Here is a 14,983-nt window from a genome sequence, read left to right as displayed (position 1 = left end):
CTTCGCTTTGCCAAGGTTTTGAACGCGTTTATGACAGGCTATTTCGTTCGCCGTTTTTTACTAATTATCCCCACCTTTATCGGCATTACTTTATTGGTATTTGCCATTACCCGCGTTGTTCCCGGTGGTCCGATTGAACGTCTGATGACGCAAATTCAGTTCGGTGGTGAAACGGGTTCCTTGCAGCGCAGCCAGGGTGGCGGCACGCTGTCCGATGAACAAATGGAAGAGCTTAAGCGCTACTACGGTTTTGATAAACCAATGCTTAGCAGCTACGTAATTTGGCTAAAAAAGGTAGTCTCCTTTGACCTGGGTCTTTCTACCCGCTATCAAGATCCTGTTTGGCAAATTATCAAAGAACGTTTCCCAATCTCAATCTACTACGGCCTCACTACCCTAGTACTGACCTACTTGGTGTGTATTCCACTTGGCCTAGCTAAAGGCATGTACCATGGCAGTGCCTTAGATAGCTGGTCGTCGGCGGTGGTTTTTTTAGGCTACGCCCTACCCAGTTATGTTATCGGCATTGCCCTAATCTCATTGTTTGCCGGCTATTGGGATATATTCCCTCTGGGCGGTTTTGTGAGTGACAATCACGACGAGCTCAGCACCTGGGGCAAAGCCTCAGACATCTTTATGCACTCGGTATTGCCGCTAATCGCTTACCTAGCCGGCAGTTTCGCCGTCACCACTCTAATGATGAAAAATTCGCTGATGGACAATTTGTCGGCAGATTATATGCGCACTGCCAGCGCTAAAGGCTTAAGCCGCGCCGAAAGCGTTCGCGGTCATGCGCTTCGCAATAGCCTGATTCCCGTGGCCACATCGTTTGGTAACAATATTTCTCTGCTGCTCGGTGGCTCATTTTTGATTGAAACCATATTCAATATCGATGGTATTGGGCTGCTCGGCTACGAGGCCATTATCGAACGTGACTACCCGATTGTAATGGGCATATTGGTGATTTCATCGCTGCTGTATCTGCTTGGCAACATTTTGTCGGATATCTGCGTCGCCTTGGTCGATCCACGGATTCGCTTCGGCGGGCGGAGTGACGCATGAGTGCTTTTAAAAACCCGGTCGCCCAAAAACGTTGGCAGCGCTTTCGTCAATCTCGTCGAGGCTATTACTCAGCGTGGATATTACTTGTCCTTACGCTGTGCAGTTTTGGCGCAGAAATGCTGGCCAATAATCGCGCTCTAATTGTCGTCTACCAAGGTGAATGGCACTTCCCTATTTATGGTGATGTGATTGCAGGCAAGGATTTCGACCTAGATTACAACTACGAAGTAAACTATCGCGATCTTAAAGACAGCCTCACAAATTCCGATAACAGCTGGGTGCTAATGCCCCCAATTCCTTTTAGTCCCTTAGAAACAGATTTAATCGCCGGGGATTTTCCCCCGCACTCTCCATCGCTCAATACCCGCCATTATTTGGGTACCGACACCAGTGGCAGAGATGTGGCTGCGCGTCTGATTTACGGCTTTCGAACTGCGATTACCTTCTCCTTGTTGCTGCTGATATTCAACTACGCCGTCGGTGTCGCTATTGGCTGCATGATGGGCTTTTGGGGCGGTGCTTTTGACCTTATCTTTCAACGGATTATTGAGATCTGGTCGAATATCCCTTTCCTCTACGTAATTATGATTGTGGCCTCGGTTATTACCCCAGGATTCTGGACATTGCTATTTATTATGGCTTTTTTCGGATGGACTAGTATGACCTGGTATATGCGCACCGCGACCTATAAAGAAGTGGCTCGAGATTACGTTATGGCCGCCCGCGCCTTAGGGGCCTCAGGACCGAGAATCGTATTTCGGCACATACTCCCAAATAGCGTGTCTACGTTAGTGACGTTTGTACCCTTTTCGGTTGCCTCAGGTATCACCTCGCTAACGGCCTTAGACTATTTAGGATTTGGCCTACCACCGCCGATTTCCAGCTGGGGAGAACTGCTAAAGCAAGGCACCGAAAATTTAGAATCATTGTGGTTGGTGGGCTCGGTTGTGGTTGCGATGACCGTTATCTTGATGTTGGTCGCCTACATTGGCGAAGCCATACGCGATGCCTATGATCCTAGAAAATTCAGCTTTTATGAATAAGTCTTATTATGCGTAAGTTAGTACTATTTTTTCTTATCAACGCGATAGCAGTATTCAGTCTGAGCGTGCACGCACTGCCGGATAATCTGCCCGTTGACTTGGTGTGGCAGACAAATGTAAGCGACCCGATTTTTGCAGACCCGACAGCACAACGCGGCGGTCGCTTCCGCACCTTTGTCACTACCTTCCCGCTAACCCTGCGCTTGGTTGGTCCAGATTCAAATGGCAGCTTTGCAGGGTATATGCGCGCGAATAATTTAAGTTTGGTGGGCATCCATCCCAACACGCTTAAACCTATCCCTGAATTGGCAAGCCACTGGGCGCTCGGCAGCGACGGCCACAGTATCTATTTTCGTTTAGATCCCGATGCGCGCTGGTCTGACGGCACTCCCGTGACCGCCGACGACTACGTTTTCGGCTTGGAGTTCATGCGCTCCAAATACATTTTGGCACCTTGGTATAACAACTATTTTAGCGAAATCATCACCGGCCTAGTCAAATACGATGACTATACCATTGGCATCGAGGGCGCAACGCCCAAACCCGAAGACGAAATGCTCTTTGAATACAGCGTGTCACCCGTGCCCCGACATTTTCATACCTTGGACGAAAATTGGGTGCGGGAATCCAACTGGCGCGTCGCGCCAAATACCGGCCCCTACCTGATTAGCGAAATTCGAAAAGGTAAATATGTGGAGTTCACTAGAAAAAAGGACTGGTGGGCCAACAACAAGCACTACTTCAAACATCGCTATAACCCAGACCATATCCGCGTAAAGCTTATACGCGACCTGAACATTGCCTATCAGTACTTCCGCAAAGGTCAACTCGATACATTCCCCTTATTGATGCCGCGTTTCTGGCATAAAAAAGCACAGGGCGATATTTACGAAAACGGCTACGTGGGTAAAATAAAATTTTATAACGATGTACCACAACCCATTAGTGGCTTGTTTTTAAATGAAGATGCGACGCCCCTGGACGACATCAATGTGCGCTATGCCATTGCCCACGCCCTCAATGTGGATAAGGTCATAAACACAGTATTACACGGCGATTATGAACGACTGCAAACAGCGCATGATGGCTATGGCGACTACAGCAACACCATAATCCGTGCCCGCAGCTTTGATTTAAAGACAGCAGCTAATTACCTCGACAAAGCCGGTTGGAGCGAGCGCGGCAGCGACGGTATTCGCGTTAAAGACGGCCAGTCCTTGAGCATTCGTATCACCTATTACAACAGCGGCCACAGTGACCGCTTGGTTATCCTGGCTCAAGAAGCCCGTAAAGCCGGTATCGACTTTCAATTACAATTACTGGATGCCTCCGCGGCATTCAAACAAATTATGGAGAACAAACATCAGGCGGCGTGGATGGGGTGGTCTGGCGGTGGCTTATCTCCGCGCTACTGGGAATTTTATCATTCAGATAATGCCCATAAACCGCAAACCAACAATGTCACCAATACCGACAATAAAGCCCTAGACGCAAAAATTATGGCTTACCGGACTGCAACAGAAAAAACGACTAGGGTTCAATTAGCCCATGAACTCGAGCAAATGGTTCACGACCAAGGCTCATTTATTCCCACCTTTAAAGTCCCGTATACCCGCGAAGCTTTTTGGCGCTGGATAAAGCTGCCGCCAAACCACGGCACCCGCACCAGTGATGTTTTATTTGACCCCTTAGGTGGCAGCGGCGGGCTTTTTTGGATTGATGCGGATGAACAACAAGTCACATTAGATGCCAAAGCAGATGACCAGGCACTGCCGAAAGTGATGATTATAGATAAGACCTGGATGGTGTCGCCATGAGTTTACTGTCGGTACAAGACCTGTCGGTCGCCATACGAGGGGACGATGGCGTACCCCGCGAACTCGTCAGCTCAATATCCTTTGATATCGGCGCCGGTGAAACCTTGGGGCTGGTTGGCGAATCTGGCTGCGGTAAAAGTCTTACCGCCATGTCTATTCTAGATTTATTGCCAAAACCTCAGGCTATGCGCAGCAAGGGGCGGATATTATTTAATAATGAGGACATCAGCGCGGCGACCCCTGCCCGCCTCCGAAAAATTCGCGGCAAGAATATCGCGGTAATATTTCAAGACCCAATGACAGCATTAAACCCGGTGCAAACCGTGGCGCAGCAAATTATCGAAGTACTCGGTATTCACTTCCCCGCCATGTCTCGCCAAATCCATCGCGACCGCGTGTTATCACTTTTGCGCGAAGTCGGGATACCGGCGCCCGAAGAAAGACTATCAGCTTATCCCCACCAGCTTTCCGGCGGTATGCGACAGCGGGTGATGATTGCCATGGCGCTGGCTTGCGAGCCCGATTTATTGATAGCAGATGAACCTACGACCGCCTTAGACGTGACAATTCAAGCCCAAATCGTTCGACTGTTAAAAGGCTTGCAGGCAAAAAATGGTATGGCCATGTTATTCATTACTCACGACCTCGCCTTAGTTTCTCAGGTGAGTGATCATATTGCGGTGATGTACGCAGGAAAGATCGCCGAGTACGGGCCTGCACAGTACGTCTTTGCAACCCCCCGTCACCCGTATACTAAGAGCTTGATTGCAGCGCTGCCAGGCGTTAACCATCCACCTAAGTCGGCCTTATATGCGCTCGGAGGCCAAGTGCCAGCCATAGAAAATATGCCCACGGGTTGCCGCTTTGCAAATCGCTGTCGCCATGTTGCCGATATCTGCCATCGCGAAGTCCCGCCGCAGGACAAAACGCGCGACTCAACTATGGTAGCCTGCCATCGGTGGCAGGAGATCGCGCAATGAGTGAGCTCATTCTTGATGTTCAAGACCTGCAGCTCCATTTTTCTCAGCGCAGTGGTATTTTCGGCCGCGAGCGCGCCGTGGTTCGGGCTGTCGACAATGTCAGCTTTCAACTAAATGCTGGGGAAACACTCGGTCTGGTTGGTGAGTCTGGCTGCGGCAAAAGTAGTTTAGGCAAAGCGATATTGAATCTGCACCGCCCAACCGCCGGCCGCGTTATCTATCAGGGCAAAGATATTGCCGGTCTTTCAGACCGATCCATGCGGGCATACCGGCGCTCTTTACAAATGATCTTTCAAGATCCTTTTGAATCCCTAAATAGCCGCCACACCGTCGCTACTATTATTGAAGAACCACTGCTTATCCACGGCATTGGTGATCGCGAGAGTCGACGCCGGCGCGTAGCAGAACTCCTCAATTTAGTCGGTTTACCAAGTTCAGCGAACAGTAAATACCCCCATGAGTTCTCTGGCGGCCAGCGCCAGCGTATTGGTATTGCCAGAGCCATCGCGCTGAACCCAAGTGTCTTAATATGCGATGAGGCGGTTTCTGCATTAGACGTATCGGTGCAAGCACAAATTTTGAATTTACTGTTAGAAATACAGCGTGAACTCAAGCTCAGTATGTTATTTATTTCTCATGACTTGGGTGTGGTTCGGCACATGAGTGACCGCATCGCTGTGATGTATTTAGGCCAGATTGTCGAAATTGGCGACGCCCAGAGTATTTATCGCCAGGCCCGCCATCCCTATACCCAAGGTCTACTGGCAGCCATACCAAAACTAGGCAGCTTAGCCGAGGATGTTAGCCAAATTGGCGGCGATATACCCTCTCCTATGGCACCACCGCCTGGTTGTCGTTTTCACACGCGCTGCGCCTTCGCGCAGGCAAAATGCAAAAGTGATCCGCCATTGCTGCGTGCAGAGGATGGCGAGCATTTTACTGGCTGCCATTTCTGGGAGAGTCTCAGCGCAAGCCCAGGTTAAACCGGCGAAATATCGCGGCGCATAAGGTCCTTCTTGCCGTCAATACGCGGTAAACTCTTCCGCGTCAGTACAGTAGTTCAAATATGCGGGTTTCTTTTTGGGGATCTGTGTAACCCATTCATAGACTTAAGGTTTAGCGTGCGTAACATCCACCCCTCACACAAAGATTGTGTCCCGCTAAAATATGCGCGCAGCATGCTCCAGGTTGCCGAAGCTCAGGGCTATAACGGCGAAGATTTATTGCGGTCGCTGAATTTACCCATTGACCCACTCGCGCCGAATGCAGATTTGGATTCTTTGATTGACGGCCGCTACTACAGCAAAATATACCGCCGCGTGATGTGGCTATTGCAAGATGAATCCTTCGGCTTAGGCTTAGACCATCGGACTCCAGCCGGCAGCTTTAGAATGCTGTGCTTGTTTATCATCCACTGTGAAACCTTAGAACAAGCTTTGCGCCGAGCCGCCGAATTTATCAACTTTTGTCATACTCTCACCGAAACATCAAATAGCAATAGACGGCCCATAGAGCGTTTGGGGGATGGCACGGCACTCTACCGCTTCCCGGAGAATGTCGGGCTGGTGAGCGACACGAATGCGTCTATTACCACGATGGCTCATACCATGGCGATCTGGCGGCGTTTCTGCCAGTGGTTAATAGGCAAGCCACTTGAATTAATCGCCGTCCATTTCCAAGGCGAGGCGCCGGAAAGCGCGGAATATTTTGAGCAATTGTTTGGCTGTGAAGTCCGCTTTGCTTGCGATCACAATGCCTTTTTACTCGCGGAATACTGCTTAGACTGCCCACTGATTCACACCGAAGAGTCGCTGCAAAAATTTCTTCGCAACGCGCCCTACCATTTATTGGTATCACAGGAAGACGACGACAGTTCACTGCTATCACAAATGAAGCGCATCGTCGGCAGCGATCTAAGTCATGAATTTCCCAGTGTGGTGGTCATGGCTGAGCAATTAAATATGTCGGTAAGAACCTTGCGCCGGCGCTTAAAAGACCTCGACACGACCTACCAAAGATTTAAGGATGAGCTGCGTCAAGAACACGCGACCCGATGGCTTAATCAACCGGAGCTTAAAGTGAACGCGGTATCCGCGCTGCTTGGCTTTGATGAGCCCAGCGCGTTTCACCGCTCTTTTAAGAAATGGACGGGAATGACTCCCGGCGAGTATCGCGCCAGCCGCCAACCTCATATGAACATTGATAAAACGTGATCTCAATCTAGACATCACAAAAGGTAGCAAGCTTAAGACGATGAATACTATAGATTTAATTCACGCAACACCGTACGCGGATGCCGATTCCATACCGGCAAAAACTCGTGTCATACCCGCCTTGCTGCCGGAATCTGAGCGGGAAGCAGCGCGTAAATTGACGTTTGACCGCATGCATAATTTCCGCGATCTAGGCGGCTATCGCACCGCCGACAAACGCCAGCTTAAGTGGGGCCGCGTTTATCGCTCCGACAAACTCTCATCGCTCTCTGAGCAAGATCAAGATTTTATTTTGCGTTTAGGCGTCAGCCAAGTCAGCGATTTCCGATCCGATGAAGAACGCCGGGACTCGCCCAACAAGCTCCCCCTCAATGGCGGTATCACGGTTAAGGAGTTGCCTATTACCGTGGACGCGGCGCAGATAGAGCGCATCACCCTACGACTGCAAGAAGACAATGCCACCGCCGATGATATGGCACACTTTTTAATCGAAGCTAACCGGGAAATGGTTGAACGCTTTACGCCTATTTATCGACAATGGCTGCAAGCGCTGTTGTACGAAGACAGCTACCCTCAGGTATTCCACTGCACTGCCGGCAAAGATAGAACCGGCTTTGGCGCCGCCTTGCTGCTAAGTATTCTCGGCGTGCCGCAGGAAACTATCTTGCAGGACTATCTCGCCACCAACACCTACACCGCGGCAAGAGTGGATAGCATTGTGCATTACGTGTACGAAAAAACCATGCACCAGGTAAATCAAGACGTTATTCGCACCCTTTTTACTGTGCAGGCTCATTACTTGGGTGAAGCTTTTAAAGCGATTGAAGAGGAATACGGTGACATCGATAATTACATCGAGACCGCCTTGGGCTTTGCTCAAAGCCAACGTTTAACGTTGCAAGCCCTATTGCTTGAGCCGGTAAGCGACGTTTAGATGCCGCAGCTTGCCCAGTTCGACACGCCATTTGCTAGCCTGCAACTTAGTCGCCGCCCCCATCGAGACCGCGAAACACTTCAGCCATGGGACGCCGCAGACGAGTATTTACTGCAGCATCTTGCTAGCCAGAACATCGCAGCCGACAGCCGCATTCTGATTGTAAATGACAGCCAAGGTAGCTTATCTGCGGCCCTATCCACATACCGCTGCACGCTTTGGGCGGACTCCGCTATCAGCCAACTCTCTGCGAATGAAAACTGCGCACGCAATCAGCTTGTGGCGCCAGAATTTATTCCCGCAAGTGATATACCACAGGGAAGTTTTGATTATATTTTATACAAACTTCCGAAAGCGCGATCCTTGCTGCAATATCAATTGCAACACTTGGCACCCCTGTTCAGCCGCCCCGAGCAGTTTATTGGCGCCGCAATGGCGCGCCATATTGATCAAAATGTGGTAGCCACATTTAACAAGTATTTAGCCCCAAGCGGACCCAGCTTGGCGCGTAAAAAGGCCCGTTTGATCGAGTTGCAAAGTGCGTCGCACACTAGCGCATTTGACGATGACTGCAAGATCGTCGAACTTCCAGAGTTAGGCTTAACGCTGCACAACCGAGCTAACGTTTTTTCCCGTGACAAGCTAGACCAAGGTAGCCGCATAATGCTGCGCGCTATGGATACCTTAGCCGCTCCAACGCGGGTCGCAGATTTAGCCTGCGGAAATGGCTTACTAGGTGTTTACGCGCAGGTTATATGGCCTGAAGCCGAGCTTCACTTCTTCGATGACTCTTTTCTAGCCATCGATTCCGCGCGCCGAACAGTTCAGGCAAATTCACGAAAACCCAACATTGAATCCAGTTGCACCTTCAACGCCGATGACTGCCTATCAAATTATCACGGTGAGCCATTCGATTTGATTCTGTGTAATCCGCCGTTTCATCAGGACCACCATGTTGGCGATCACATTGCCCAAGCTATGTTTCGCGACAGCCTAAAACACTTAGCGCCAAACGGCCGCCTATGCGTGGTTGGCAATCGGCATTTGGGCTACCACCACATTCTCAAAAAACTTTTTGGGCGCTGTAACATTATTGATTCCAACCCTAAATTTGTGGTTCTGTTGGCCCACCGCTAATTACTTATTTTAATACCCAACCCACCAAATGGATGATGTAGCATTATCGTATGAGTGCTATTTTAACGGCATAAATTTGCTATTTGGATCGCCTGTATTGTAATGCCAATTCATGTTGTTTTTGTTTGCCTGGGTAATATCTGCCGTTCGCCCGCGGCCCAAGGTGTATTTGAGCACTTGCTACAAAACACCGGGTTAAACACTTTGATCACTGTCGATTCCTGCGGTACCGCCGCATTTAATATCGGCAAATCACCGGATTCTCGATCATCGGCGGCTTCACTAAAGCGTGGCTACCGGATTGACAATCAAATAGCCCGACAAATCGATGACGGCGACTATGAGCGGGCTGATTATGTGGTCGCAATGGACCGCATGAATCTGACCAATGTGACTGCATGGGCACCGGTTGGCTACCAAGGTGAGATAAAGCTATTGATGGATTATTGTGGCCACGCTGGCAATACCCAGGTTGCAGATCCTTACTATGACGATGATGCTGCCTTTGATCAGGTTATTGCGCAAATTGAAAATGCCGCAAGCGGCCTACTGAATTATATCTGTGAAAAACACAATTTAGCAGCGAAGCACTGATCATGGCGCGCTGCCATGGCCCATAAAAATAATAGGACGCTACCATGCACTTTGTTATATCGACGTCGTTTAGCAGCGTCGCTGACTTAAAAAAATTGGCGATTACTGCAGATAGTTGTGGCTGGGAGGCAATGTCATTCTCAGACCATGTGGTAAATCCAGAAAAACTCAACACGCCTTATCCCTATACTGAAAACGGCGAGCGCCGCTGGCAGCCATTTACCGATTGGCCAGACCCTTGGGTGATGATAGGCGCACTGGCAAGCATTACCACTAAGCTGAAATTCACCAACAATATATTTGTACTGCCAATGCGAAACCCGTTTTTGGTGGCCAAGGCGATTAGCACTGCCGCCATTATTTCCGACAATCGCGTTATCCCCGCCATCGGTGTAGGTTGGTCAAAGGATGAGTTTGAGTTGCTGCAGCAAGATTTTCACACTCGTGGTAAGCGCGCTGATGAAATGATCGAAATTATGCGCCTACTGTGGACGGGTGAGATGGTCGAATATCAGGGTAAACATTATCAATTCCCACCCTTAGAAATGAATCCGGCGCCTAGCACTTACATCCCCATCTGGGTGGGCGGCATCAGCGACGCGGCCATGCGGCGAGCGGCGAGAATCGGCGATGGCTGGGTCACAGACTTACAAACCAGCGAAGATATCTTAGCCAGTATCGCCAAAATACAGCAGTATCGCAGGGAGTACGGCCGCGAAAATCGCCCGTTTTCGGTAATGGCAACACCATCAGATGCCTTCACTCCCGATGCCTACCGTCGCTTAGAGGACGGCGGTGTTAGCCATATCCTGACCCAACCTTGGCCCTTCTACCACGGCAACACCCAGGATTTAGATAAGAAGATAGACGGGATCAAACGTTATGCGGATGATTATATCGCGGCAGTAAATCCCTAACAGGTGCCCGCTCATGCGCTTTAGCGTGCTAGGAAAACCACACTTTCTACATGGTGGGTATGGGGAAACATATCGGCCATTGTGGCCTGTGAAATACTAAAGTCCGCTGCAGATAAAATCGCCAGATCTCGGGCCAAGGTCGCCGGATCACAGGACACGTAGGCAATACTGCTGACGACTTTATTGGCAGCCAATTGCTCACACAAGATTTTCGCGCCGGCGCGCGGCGGGTCGAGAATGACTTTATGACAGCCTGCCGGGATAGTGATCGCAGCTATATCAAAAAGATCCGCACAGAAATAGTCAATCGGCAGACCCGCGTCTAAGGCTTGCTGAGAAGCGCTACTAATCATACTTTCGCCAGAATCAAAGCCCGATACCCGAGCCCCGGCGTTTGCCAGGGCCAAGCTAAAATTACCAAGACCGCAAAAGTAATCGGCTATTTGCTCATCAGGCTGCGGCGCCAGCCAACCCAAACATAGATCAATAATCTGCCTGTTCACCGCGCTATTAACCTGAGTGAAGTCCCCGGGTTGATAGCGCAGTGCCAGCGCGTCTAGCGTTTGATAATACAGCGGTGAACTTGCGCCAAGCCAAGCTGGGCCTTTGATGCCAGTGACGCTATATAAAAATGCCGGCGCCTCGATATCAGCGGCTAGCTGTTCACTGCGTTTTAAATCCACAAATCCGTCTTTCTGAATATGTATACCAACGCGTCCGTCGCGATCCGCGCTAAACGACACCTCCCCTTTTGCCTTGTCACCGAAGTAGCGGCATATCGAATTCCGGTTTTGCGCCAAGGCGGTATTGATGCGATTTTCTAATAGCGGGCATTGTTCAACTGCAACAATATTGTGACTAGACTTAGTCTTAAAGCCGAGTTGACCATTGTAATACGACAAGCGTGCGCGATGACGATACTGTGTGTCGCTAGCCTGCAGCATCGCCGTCTTTGCGGCAGCGCCACCATTCGCAATGATAACTTTATCTAACTTGGCGCGCTTATAGGCAAGCTGACTCGGGTAATTTAAGTGCTGTAACTGGCAGCCTCCGCATTGATCATAAATAGCACAAATAGGCGCCACCCGATCCGCTGAAGCAGTTATAATCTCTAGTAACTCAGCTTCATCAAAGCGCTTATGTAAACGCGATGCTTTCGCCAACACCGTTTCGCCCGGCAAGGCATCTGCAACAAACACAACTTTATTGCCATGGCGCGCAACCCCACGGCCATCGTCAGCCAAACTATCAATTTTCAGCTCTATGGGCAGCGAGCTAAGTTTAGTGGCGATTTTTTTTGCGGGTTTAAAGGTATTGATGGCGCGGTGTTTTGCCATTATTTAAGGGCCTTTTTAGGAATAAATTGTTGGTACTTGGAAAGACACGCTTGCTTACGCTGCGCTAGTTCGCGCTGCTCAGCGGGAGTGTGGGCCTCTGCGCTGGCAAGTTGCTCGCAGGATCGCCCAATAAAGCTCTGCTCTTGAAGTTGATCTATTCGAATCTGTGGCGTCATTTTAACAACTGGCAAATCGTCACCGCCATCTGCATGGGCTGTTGCAGCAGTCAAAATAACGCTCAGTAGGATTGATATTCCTAGGACTGATATTGGCCAAGCGATAGGCAATTGACGATTTACTTGGAATTTATTTGGGCGCACAGGGCGATATTCCATAGAATTTGCGGGTATTTTACCTGCCTAGGACGGTGCTGGATATTTAATTGGCATACTTTTACGTTAGAATAGCCAGCTAAGTTGAGTTTATAGGTCTCCGAAATCGGAAGTATTATGTCTAACACTGTCATTGAAAATGTAAATGTTGATGCCCAGGAAATTCTTATTACTCCTGCGGCATTAAAAGCGGCACTGCCTATGAGCGACGCTGCCAAAGAAGTGATTTCACTTGGTCGTGAAACAGTAAGAAATATACTGGACGGCAAAGATCATCGCATGTTCGTGGTAGTGGGTCCCTGCTCTATCCATGATGTTAAAGCTGCAATGGACTATGCTCGGCGCTTAAAAGTGTTAGCGGACGAAGTTAGCGATACCCTCGTGATTATTATGCGTGTGTATTTTGAAAAGCCGCGCACCACCGTTGGCTGGAAAGGCTTAATCAACGACCCCTATCTCAATGACACCTTCAAAATTGAAGAAGGTTTACACATTGGGCGTAAACTCCTGCTTGATATCAGCGAGCTTGGTCTACCGACCTCTACCGAGGCCCTAGACCCGATTTCGCCACAGTACCTGCAAGACTGCATCTCATGGTCGGCCATTGGCGCACGCACCACTGAGTCACAAACCCATCGTGAAATGGCTAGCGGTTTATCGTCAGCCGTCGGCTTTAAAAATGGTACTGACGGCGGCTTAACTGTGGCACTTAACGCGATTGGCTCGGCGGTTAAACCCCATCGCTTTCTGGGCATTAACGGCGAAGGGCAAGTATCCGTCATTCACACCCGCGGTAATGCCTATACCCATATTGTGTTACGCGGCGGCAGCCAAGGCCCCAACTATGATTCTGTTCATATTAAATTATGTGAAGCTGAATTGGATAAATCCGGCATACCACTAAATATTATGGTTGATACCAGTCACGCCAACTCCAGCAAGCAACCTTCGCTGCAGCCACTGGTCATCGAGAATGTGACCAATCAGGTTATTGAAGGCAGCAACTCCATTATCGGTTTGATGATTGAGAGCAATATTAATGCTGGCAACCAAAGTATCCCTGAAGATCTGTCTAAGCTCGCCTACGGCGTATCAGTTACTGATGGCTGCATTGGCTGGGAAGAAACAGAGACCGCGCTGCGCACGATGCGCGAACGCTTAAAAGACGTTTTGCCAAGTCGAAAGCGGTAAGTATTTTAACATAATACCTAAAGCGCCTTCCGGCGCTTTTTTTTGGACTGACCATTACTATCCCATATACCCTATCCGTTATAAGACCGGCTGCGTCAATTACTAGTTTCACAACCATAATGCATGGTTTTTTTTGCCCCTAACTTCAGGGGCTTTTTTCTACCCACCTTTGGCCAAAGTTTGGTTTAACGCCGCTAAACTTCAATTTCTAGCTCTGCATATAAAGCGCAATGGTCAGACAATGATCGCCACGGTTCGCCACTCAAGCGTTTTGCCGCTAGCGCATTAAACCCTCGAAAATAGATTCTGTCTAAGCGCAACACCGGTCGCTTTGCAGGAAATGTCTTTGCCAGTTTACCGTTCGCTTGCACTGAGGCTTCGCGCAATTTGAGGCTATTTTTAAAGTGTGAATGCAGTGACCCGCTCCAATCGTTAAAGTCACCCGCAATGATGAGTGGTGCGTCAGCCGGAACTTTCTCCTCAATCACCGCCATTAAGCGTTTAAATTGTTGGCGCCGCTCCCAGCCCAACAAACCCATATGAACACAAATAACATATATACCTGGCTGTATCAGGCTAAGTAGCAGTCCGCGCTGAGAACGCCGGTAGAGTGAGATATCAATATTCTCACTATTGATGATGGGGTATTTGCTAAGAATGGCATTGCCGTGATGGCCATGGTTGTACACCGCATTTTTACCGTAGGAAAAATGTGGCCAGACCGTATCGGCAAGAAATTCAAATTGGCCCTCGTCAATCCAGCCATCAATCTGTGAGGCATGCTGAGTATTTTCGCCAACGACTTCCTGCAAAAAAACCACATCGGCATCAACGACACGAATACTCTCACGAATTTTTCCAAGCAGAAACTGCCGATTAGCTGAGCAAAACCCCTTGTGTACATTATAGGAAAGCACTCTTAAGACCGACATTCGACGCCCCTATTCCGGATGACACTTCTTTAACTTGCGCCCGCTACCACACCAGCATGCTTCGTTTCTAGCCAGTGAAATAGGCGGCAAAATATCACCATCAACATAAAACCAGCACCCCTCCTCAAAAACGAAGCGCGAGCGCTCATGGAGCTGGCCGCTAGTATCACCGTCTAGATAAAAAGCGGCAAATTCAACCTCACCGCGCTGCTGGCCGCAGATACCTTGCTGACATCGAATAACTTTTAATGAGCACCATTGGGTGCCACCAAAACTGCGTAACAATGCTTTGCGGCTATCCTTAGCGCGAGGCTCTTTATGAAGGCTTGCCAATAAATAATCTGCATCTTTTAAACAAAACGCAGTAAATCGAGAGCGCATAAGCGCCTCAGCCGTCGGTGGCTTTTGCTCGCCGCGCAAATAATGGGCACAACAATTTGCGTAAAGTTTAGCACTACCGCAATAGCAGCTTAGTGTATCTATTGTCATGCGGT

At 49.4% G+C, this 14,983-nt stretch carries 15 protein-coding genes; 11 read left to right on the top strand and 4 right to left on the bottom strand.

The annotated features are described in order from the left end of the window. Positions 1–30: 30 nt before the first annotated feature. The 10 genes from ACI955_RS04090 (at position 31) to ACI955_RS04045 (ending at position 10,697) form a co-directional block, all read left to right on the top strand. Positions 31–1,062 carry an ABC transporter permease subunit gene (locus tag ACI955_RS04090; protein WP_415242460.1) on the top strand — a complete coding sequence of 344 codons (1,032 nt, stop codon included), beginning with the start codon at positions 31–33 and terminating at the stop codon, positions 1,060–1,062. Then, complete coding sequence (locus tag ACI955_RS04085; protein WP_415242459.1) at positions 1,059–2,105, top strand: ABC transporter permease; 1,047 nt, start codon at positions 1,059–1,061, stop codon at positions 2,103–2,105. The genes ACI955_RS04090 and ACI955_RS04085 overlap by 4 nt, the downstream gene beginning before the upstream one ends. 8 nt (positions 2,106–2,113) lie before the next feature. Continuing rightward, on the top strand, positions 2,114–3,922 hold the full coding sequence (locus ACI955_RS04080) for an extracellular solute-binding protein (protein WP_415242458.1): 1,809 nt from the start codon (positions 2,114–2,116) through the stop codon (positions 3,920–3,922). Further along, complete coding sequence (locus ACI955_RS04075; protein WP_415242457.1) at positions 3,919–4,902, top strand: ABC transporter ATP-binding protein; 984 nt, start codon at positions 3,919–3,921, stop codon at positions 4,900–4,902. The genes ACI955_RS04080 and ACI955_RS04075 overlap by 4 nt, the downstream gene beginning before the upstream one ends. After that, positions 4,899–5,885: an ABC transporter ATP-binding protein gene (locus tag ACI955_RS04070; RefSeq protein ID WP_415242456.1), complete on the top strand. Its 987-nt coding sequence runs from the start codon at positions 4,899–4,901 to the stop codon at positions 5,883–5,885. The genes ACI955_RS04075 and ACI955_RS04070 overlap by 4 nt, the downstream gene beginning before the upstream one ends. Before the next feature lie 195 nt (positions 5,886–6,080). Next, positions 6,081–7,115, top strand: a complete 1,035-nt coding sequence (locus ACI955_RS04065) for an AraC family transcriptional regulator (RefSeq protein ID WP_415242455.1) — start codon at positions 6,081–6,083, stop codon at positions 7,113–7,115. 40 nt (positions 7,116–7,155) lie between these two features. Next, positions 7,156–8,049, top strand: a complete 894-nt coding sequence (locus ACI955_RS04060; RefSeq protein ID WP_415242454.1) for a tyrosine-protein phosphatase — start codon at positions 7,156–7,158, stop codon at positions 8,047–8,049. Continuing rightward, positions 8,050–9,186 (top strand): methyltransferase, encoded by a 1,137-nt coding sequence (locus ACI955_RS04055; protein WP_415242453.1) that lies wholly within the window; start codon positions 8,050–8,052, stop codon positions 9,184–9,186. Positions 9,187–9,288: 102 nt separating this feature from the next. Continuing rightward, complete coding sequence (locus ACI955_RS04050; RefSeq protein ID WP_415242452.1) at positions 9,289–9,780, top strand: low molecular weight protein-tyrosine-phosphatase; 492 nt, start codon at positions 9,289–9,291, stop codon at positions 9,778–9,780. 44 nt (positions 9,781–9,824) lie between these two features. Further along, on the top strand, positions 9,825–10,697 hold the full coding sequence (locus ACI955_RS04045) for an LLM class F420-dependent oxidoreductase (protein ID WP_415242451.1): 873 nt from the start codon (positions 9,825–9,827) through the stop codon (positions 10,695–10,697). 20 nt (positions 10,698–10,717) lie between these two features. Here the strand turns inward: ACI955_RS04045 and ACI955_RS04040 are convergent, their stop codons facing one another. Both ACI955_RS04040 and ACI955_RS04035 read right to left on the bottom strand, forming a co-directional pair. After that, positions 10,718–12,034 carry a class I SAM-dependent RNA methyltransferase gene (locus ACI955_RS04040; protein WP_415242450.1) on the bottom strand — a complete coding sequence of 439 codons (1,317 nt, stop codon included), beginning with the start codon at positions 12,032–12,034 and terminating at the stop codon, positions 10,718–10,720. Further along, positions 12,034–12,369 (bottom strand): hypothetical protein, encoded by a 336-nt coding sequence (locus ACI955_RS04035; protein WP_415242449.1) that lies wholly within the window; start codon positions 12,367–12,369, stop codon positions 12,034–12,036. Before ACI955_RS04035 ends, ACI955_RS04040 begins: the two co-directional genes overlap by 1 nt. A gap of 114 nt (positions 12,370–12,483) precedes the next feature. Here ACI955_RS04035 and ACI955_RS04030 point away from each other — a divergent pair, with 114 nt between their 5' ends. Further along, positions 12,484–13,557: a 3-deoxy-7-phosphoheptulonate synthase gene (locus tag ACI955_RS04030; protein ID WP_415242448.1), complete on the top strand. Its 1,074-nt coding sequence runs from the start codon at positions 12,484–12,486 to the stop codon at positions 13,555–13,557. Between the two features lie 194 nt (positions 13,558–13,751). Here the strand turns inward: ACI955_RS04030 and ACI955_RS04025 are convergent, their stop codons facing one another. Next, on the bottom strand, positions 13,752–14,489 hold the full coding sequence (locus ACI955_RS04025; RefSeq protein WP_415242447.1) for an endonuclease/exonuclease/phosphatase family protein: 738 nt from the start codon (positions 14,487–14,489) through the stop codon (positions 13,752–13,754). Between the two features lie 9 nt (positions 14,490–14,498). Next, on the bottom strand, positions 14,499–14,978 hold the full coding sequence (locus tag ACI955_RS04020) for a YchJ family protein (protein WP_415242446.1): 480 nt from the start codon (positions 14,976–14,978) through the stop codon (positions 14,499–14,501). Positions 14,979–14,983 lie beyond the last annotated feature (5 nt).

This window comes from Zhongshania sp. (genome assembly GCF_047636175.1).
In the GTDB taxonomy this organism is placed as follows: Bacteria; Pseudomonadota; Gammaproteobacteria; order Pseudomonadales; family Spongiibacteraceae; genus Spongiibacter.
This window is presented reverse-complemented; position numbering and strand designations above follow the sequence as displayed.

Coding starts and splice junctions, on each gene's coding strand:
- ACI955_RS04090 (WP_415242460.1), top strand. CDS start 31: ATGACAGGCTATTTCGTTCGCCGTTTTTTACTAATTATCCCCACCTTT.
- ACI955_RS04085 (WP_415242459.1), top strand. CDS start 1,059: ATGAGTGCTTTTAAAAACCCGGTCGCCCAAAAACGTTGGCAGCGCTTT.
- ACI955_RS04080 (WP_415242458.1), top strand. CDS start 2,114: ATGCGTAAGTTAGTACTATTTTTTCTTATCAACGCGATAGCAGTATTC.
- ACI955_RS04075 (WP_415242457.1), top strand. CDS start 3,919: ATGAGTTTACTGTCGGTACAAGACCTGTCGGTCGCCATACGAGGGGAC.
- ACI955_RS04070 (WP_415242456.1), top strand. CDS start 4,899: ATGAGTGAGCTCATTCTTGATGTTCAAGACCTGCAGCTCCATTTTTCT.
- ACI955_RS04065 (WP_415242455.1), top strand. CDS start 6,081: ATGCTCCAGGTTGCCGAAGCTCAGGGCTATAACGGCGAAGATTTATTG.
- ACI955_RS04060 (WP_415242454.1), top strand. CDS start 7,156: ATGAATACTATAGATTTAATTCACGCAACACCGTACGCGGATGCCGAT.
- ACI955_RS04055 (WP_415242453.1), top strand. CDS start 8,050: ATGCCGCAGCTTGCCCAGTTCGACACGCCATTTGCTAGCCTGCAACTT.
- ACI955_RS04050 (WP_415242452.1), top strand. CDS start 9,289: ATGCCAATTCATGTTGTTTTTGTTTGCCTGGGTAATATCTGCCGTTCG.
- ACI955_RS04045 (WP_415242451.1), top strand. CDS start 9,825: ATGCACTTTGTTATATCGACGTCGTTTAGCAGCGTCGCTGACTTAAAA.
- ACI955_RS04040 (WP_415242450.1), bottom strand. CDS start 12,034: ATGGCAAAACACCGCGCCATCAATACCTTTAAACCCGCAAAAAAAATC.
- ACI955_RS04035 (WP_415242449.1), bottom strand. CDS start 12,369: ATGGAATATCGCCCTGTGCGCCCAAATAAATTCCAAGTAAATCGTCAA.
- ACI955_RS04030 (WP_415242448.1), top strand. CDS start 12,484: ATGTCTAACACTGTCATTGAAAATGTAAATGTTGATGCCCAGGAAATT.
- ACI955_RS04025 (WP_415242447.1), bottom strand. CDS start 14,489: ATGTCGGTCTTAAGAGTGCTTTCCTATAATGTACACAAGGGGTTTTGC.
- ACI955_RS04020 (WP_415242446.1), bottom strand. CDS start 14,978: ATGACAATAGATACACTAAGCTGCTATTGCGGTAGTGCTAAACTTTAC.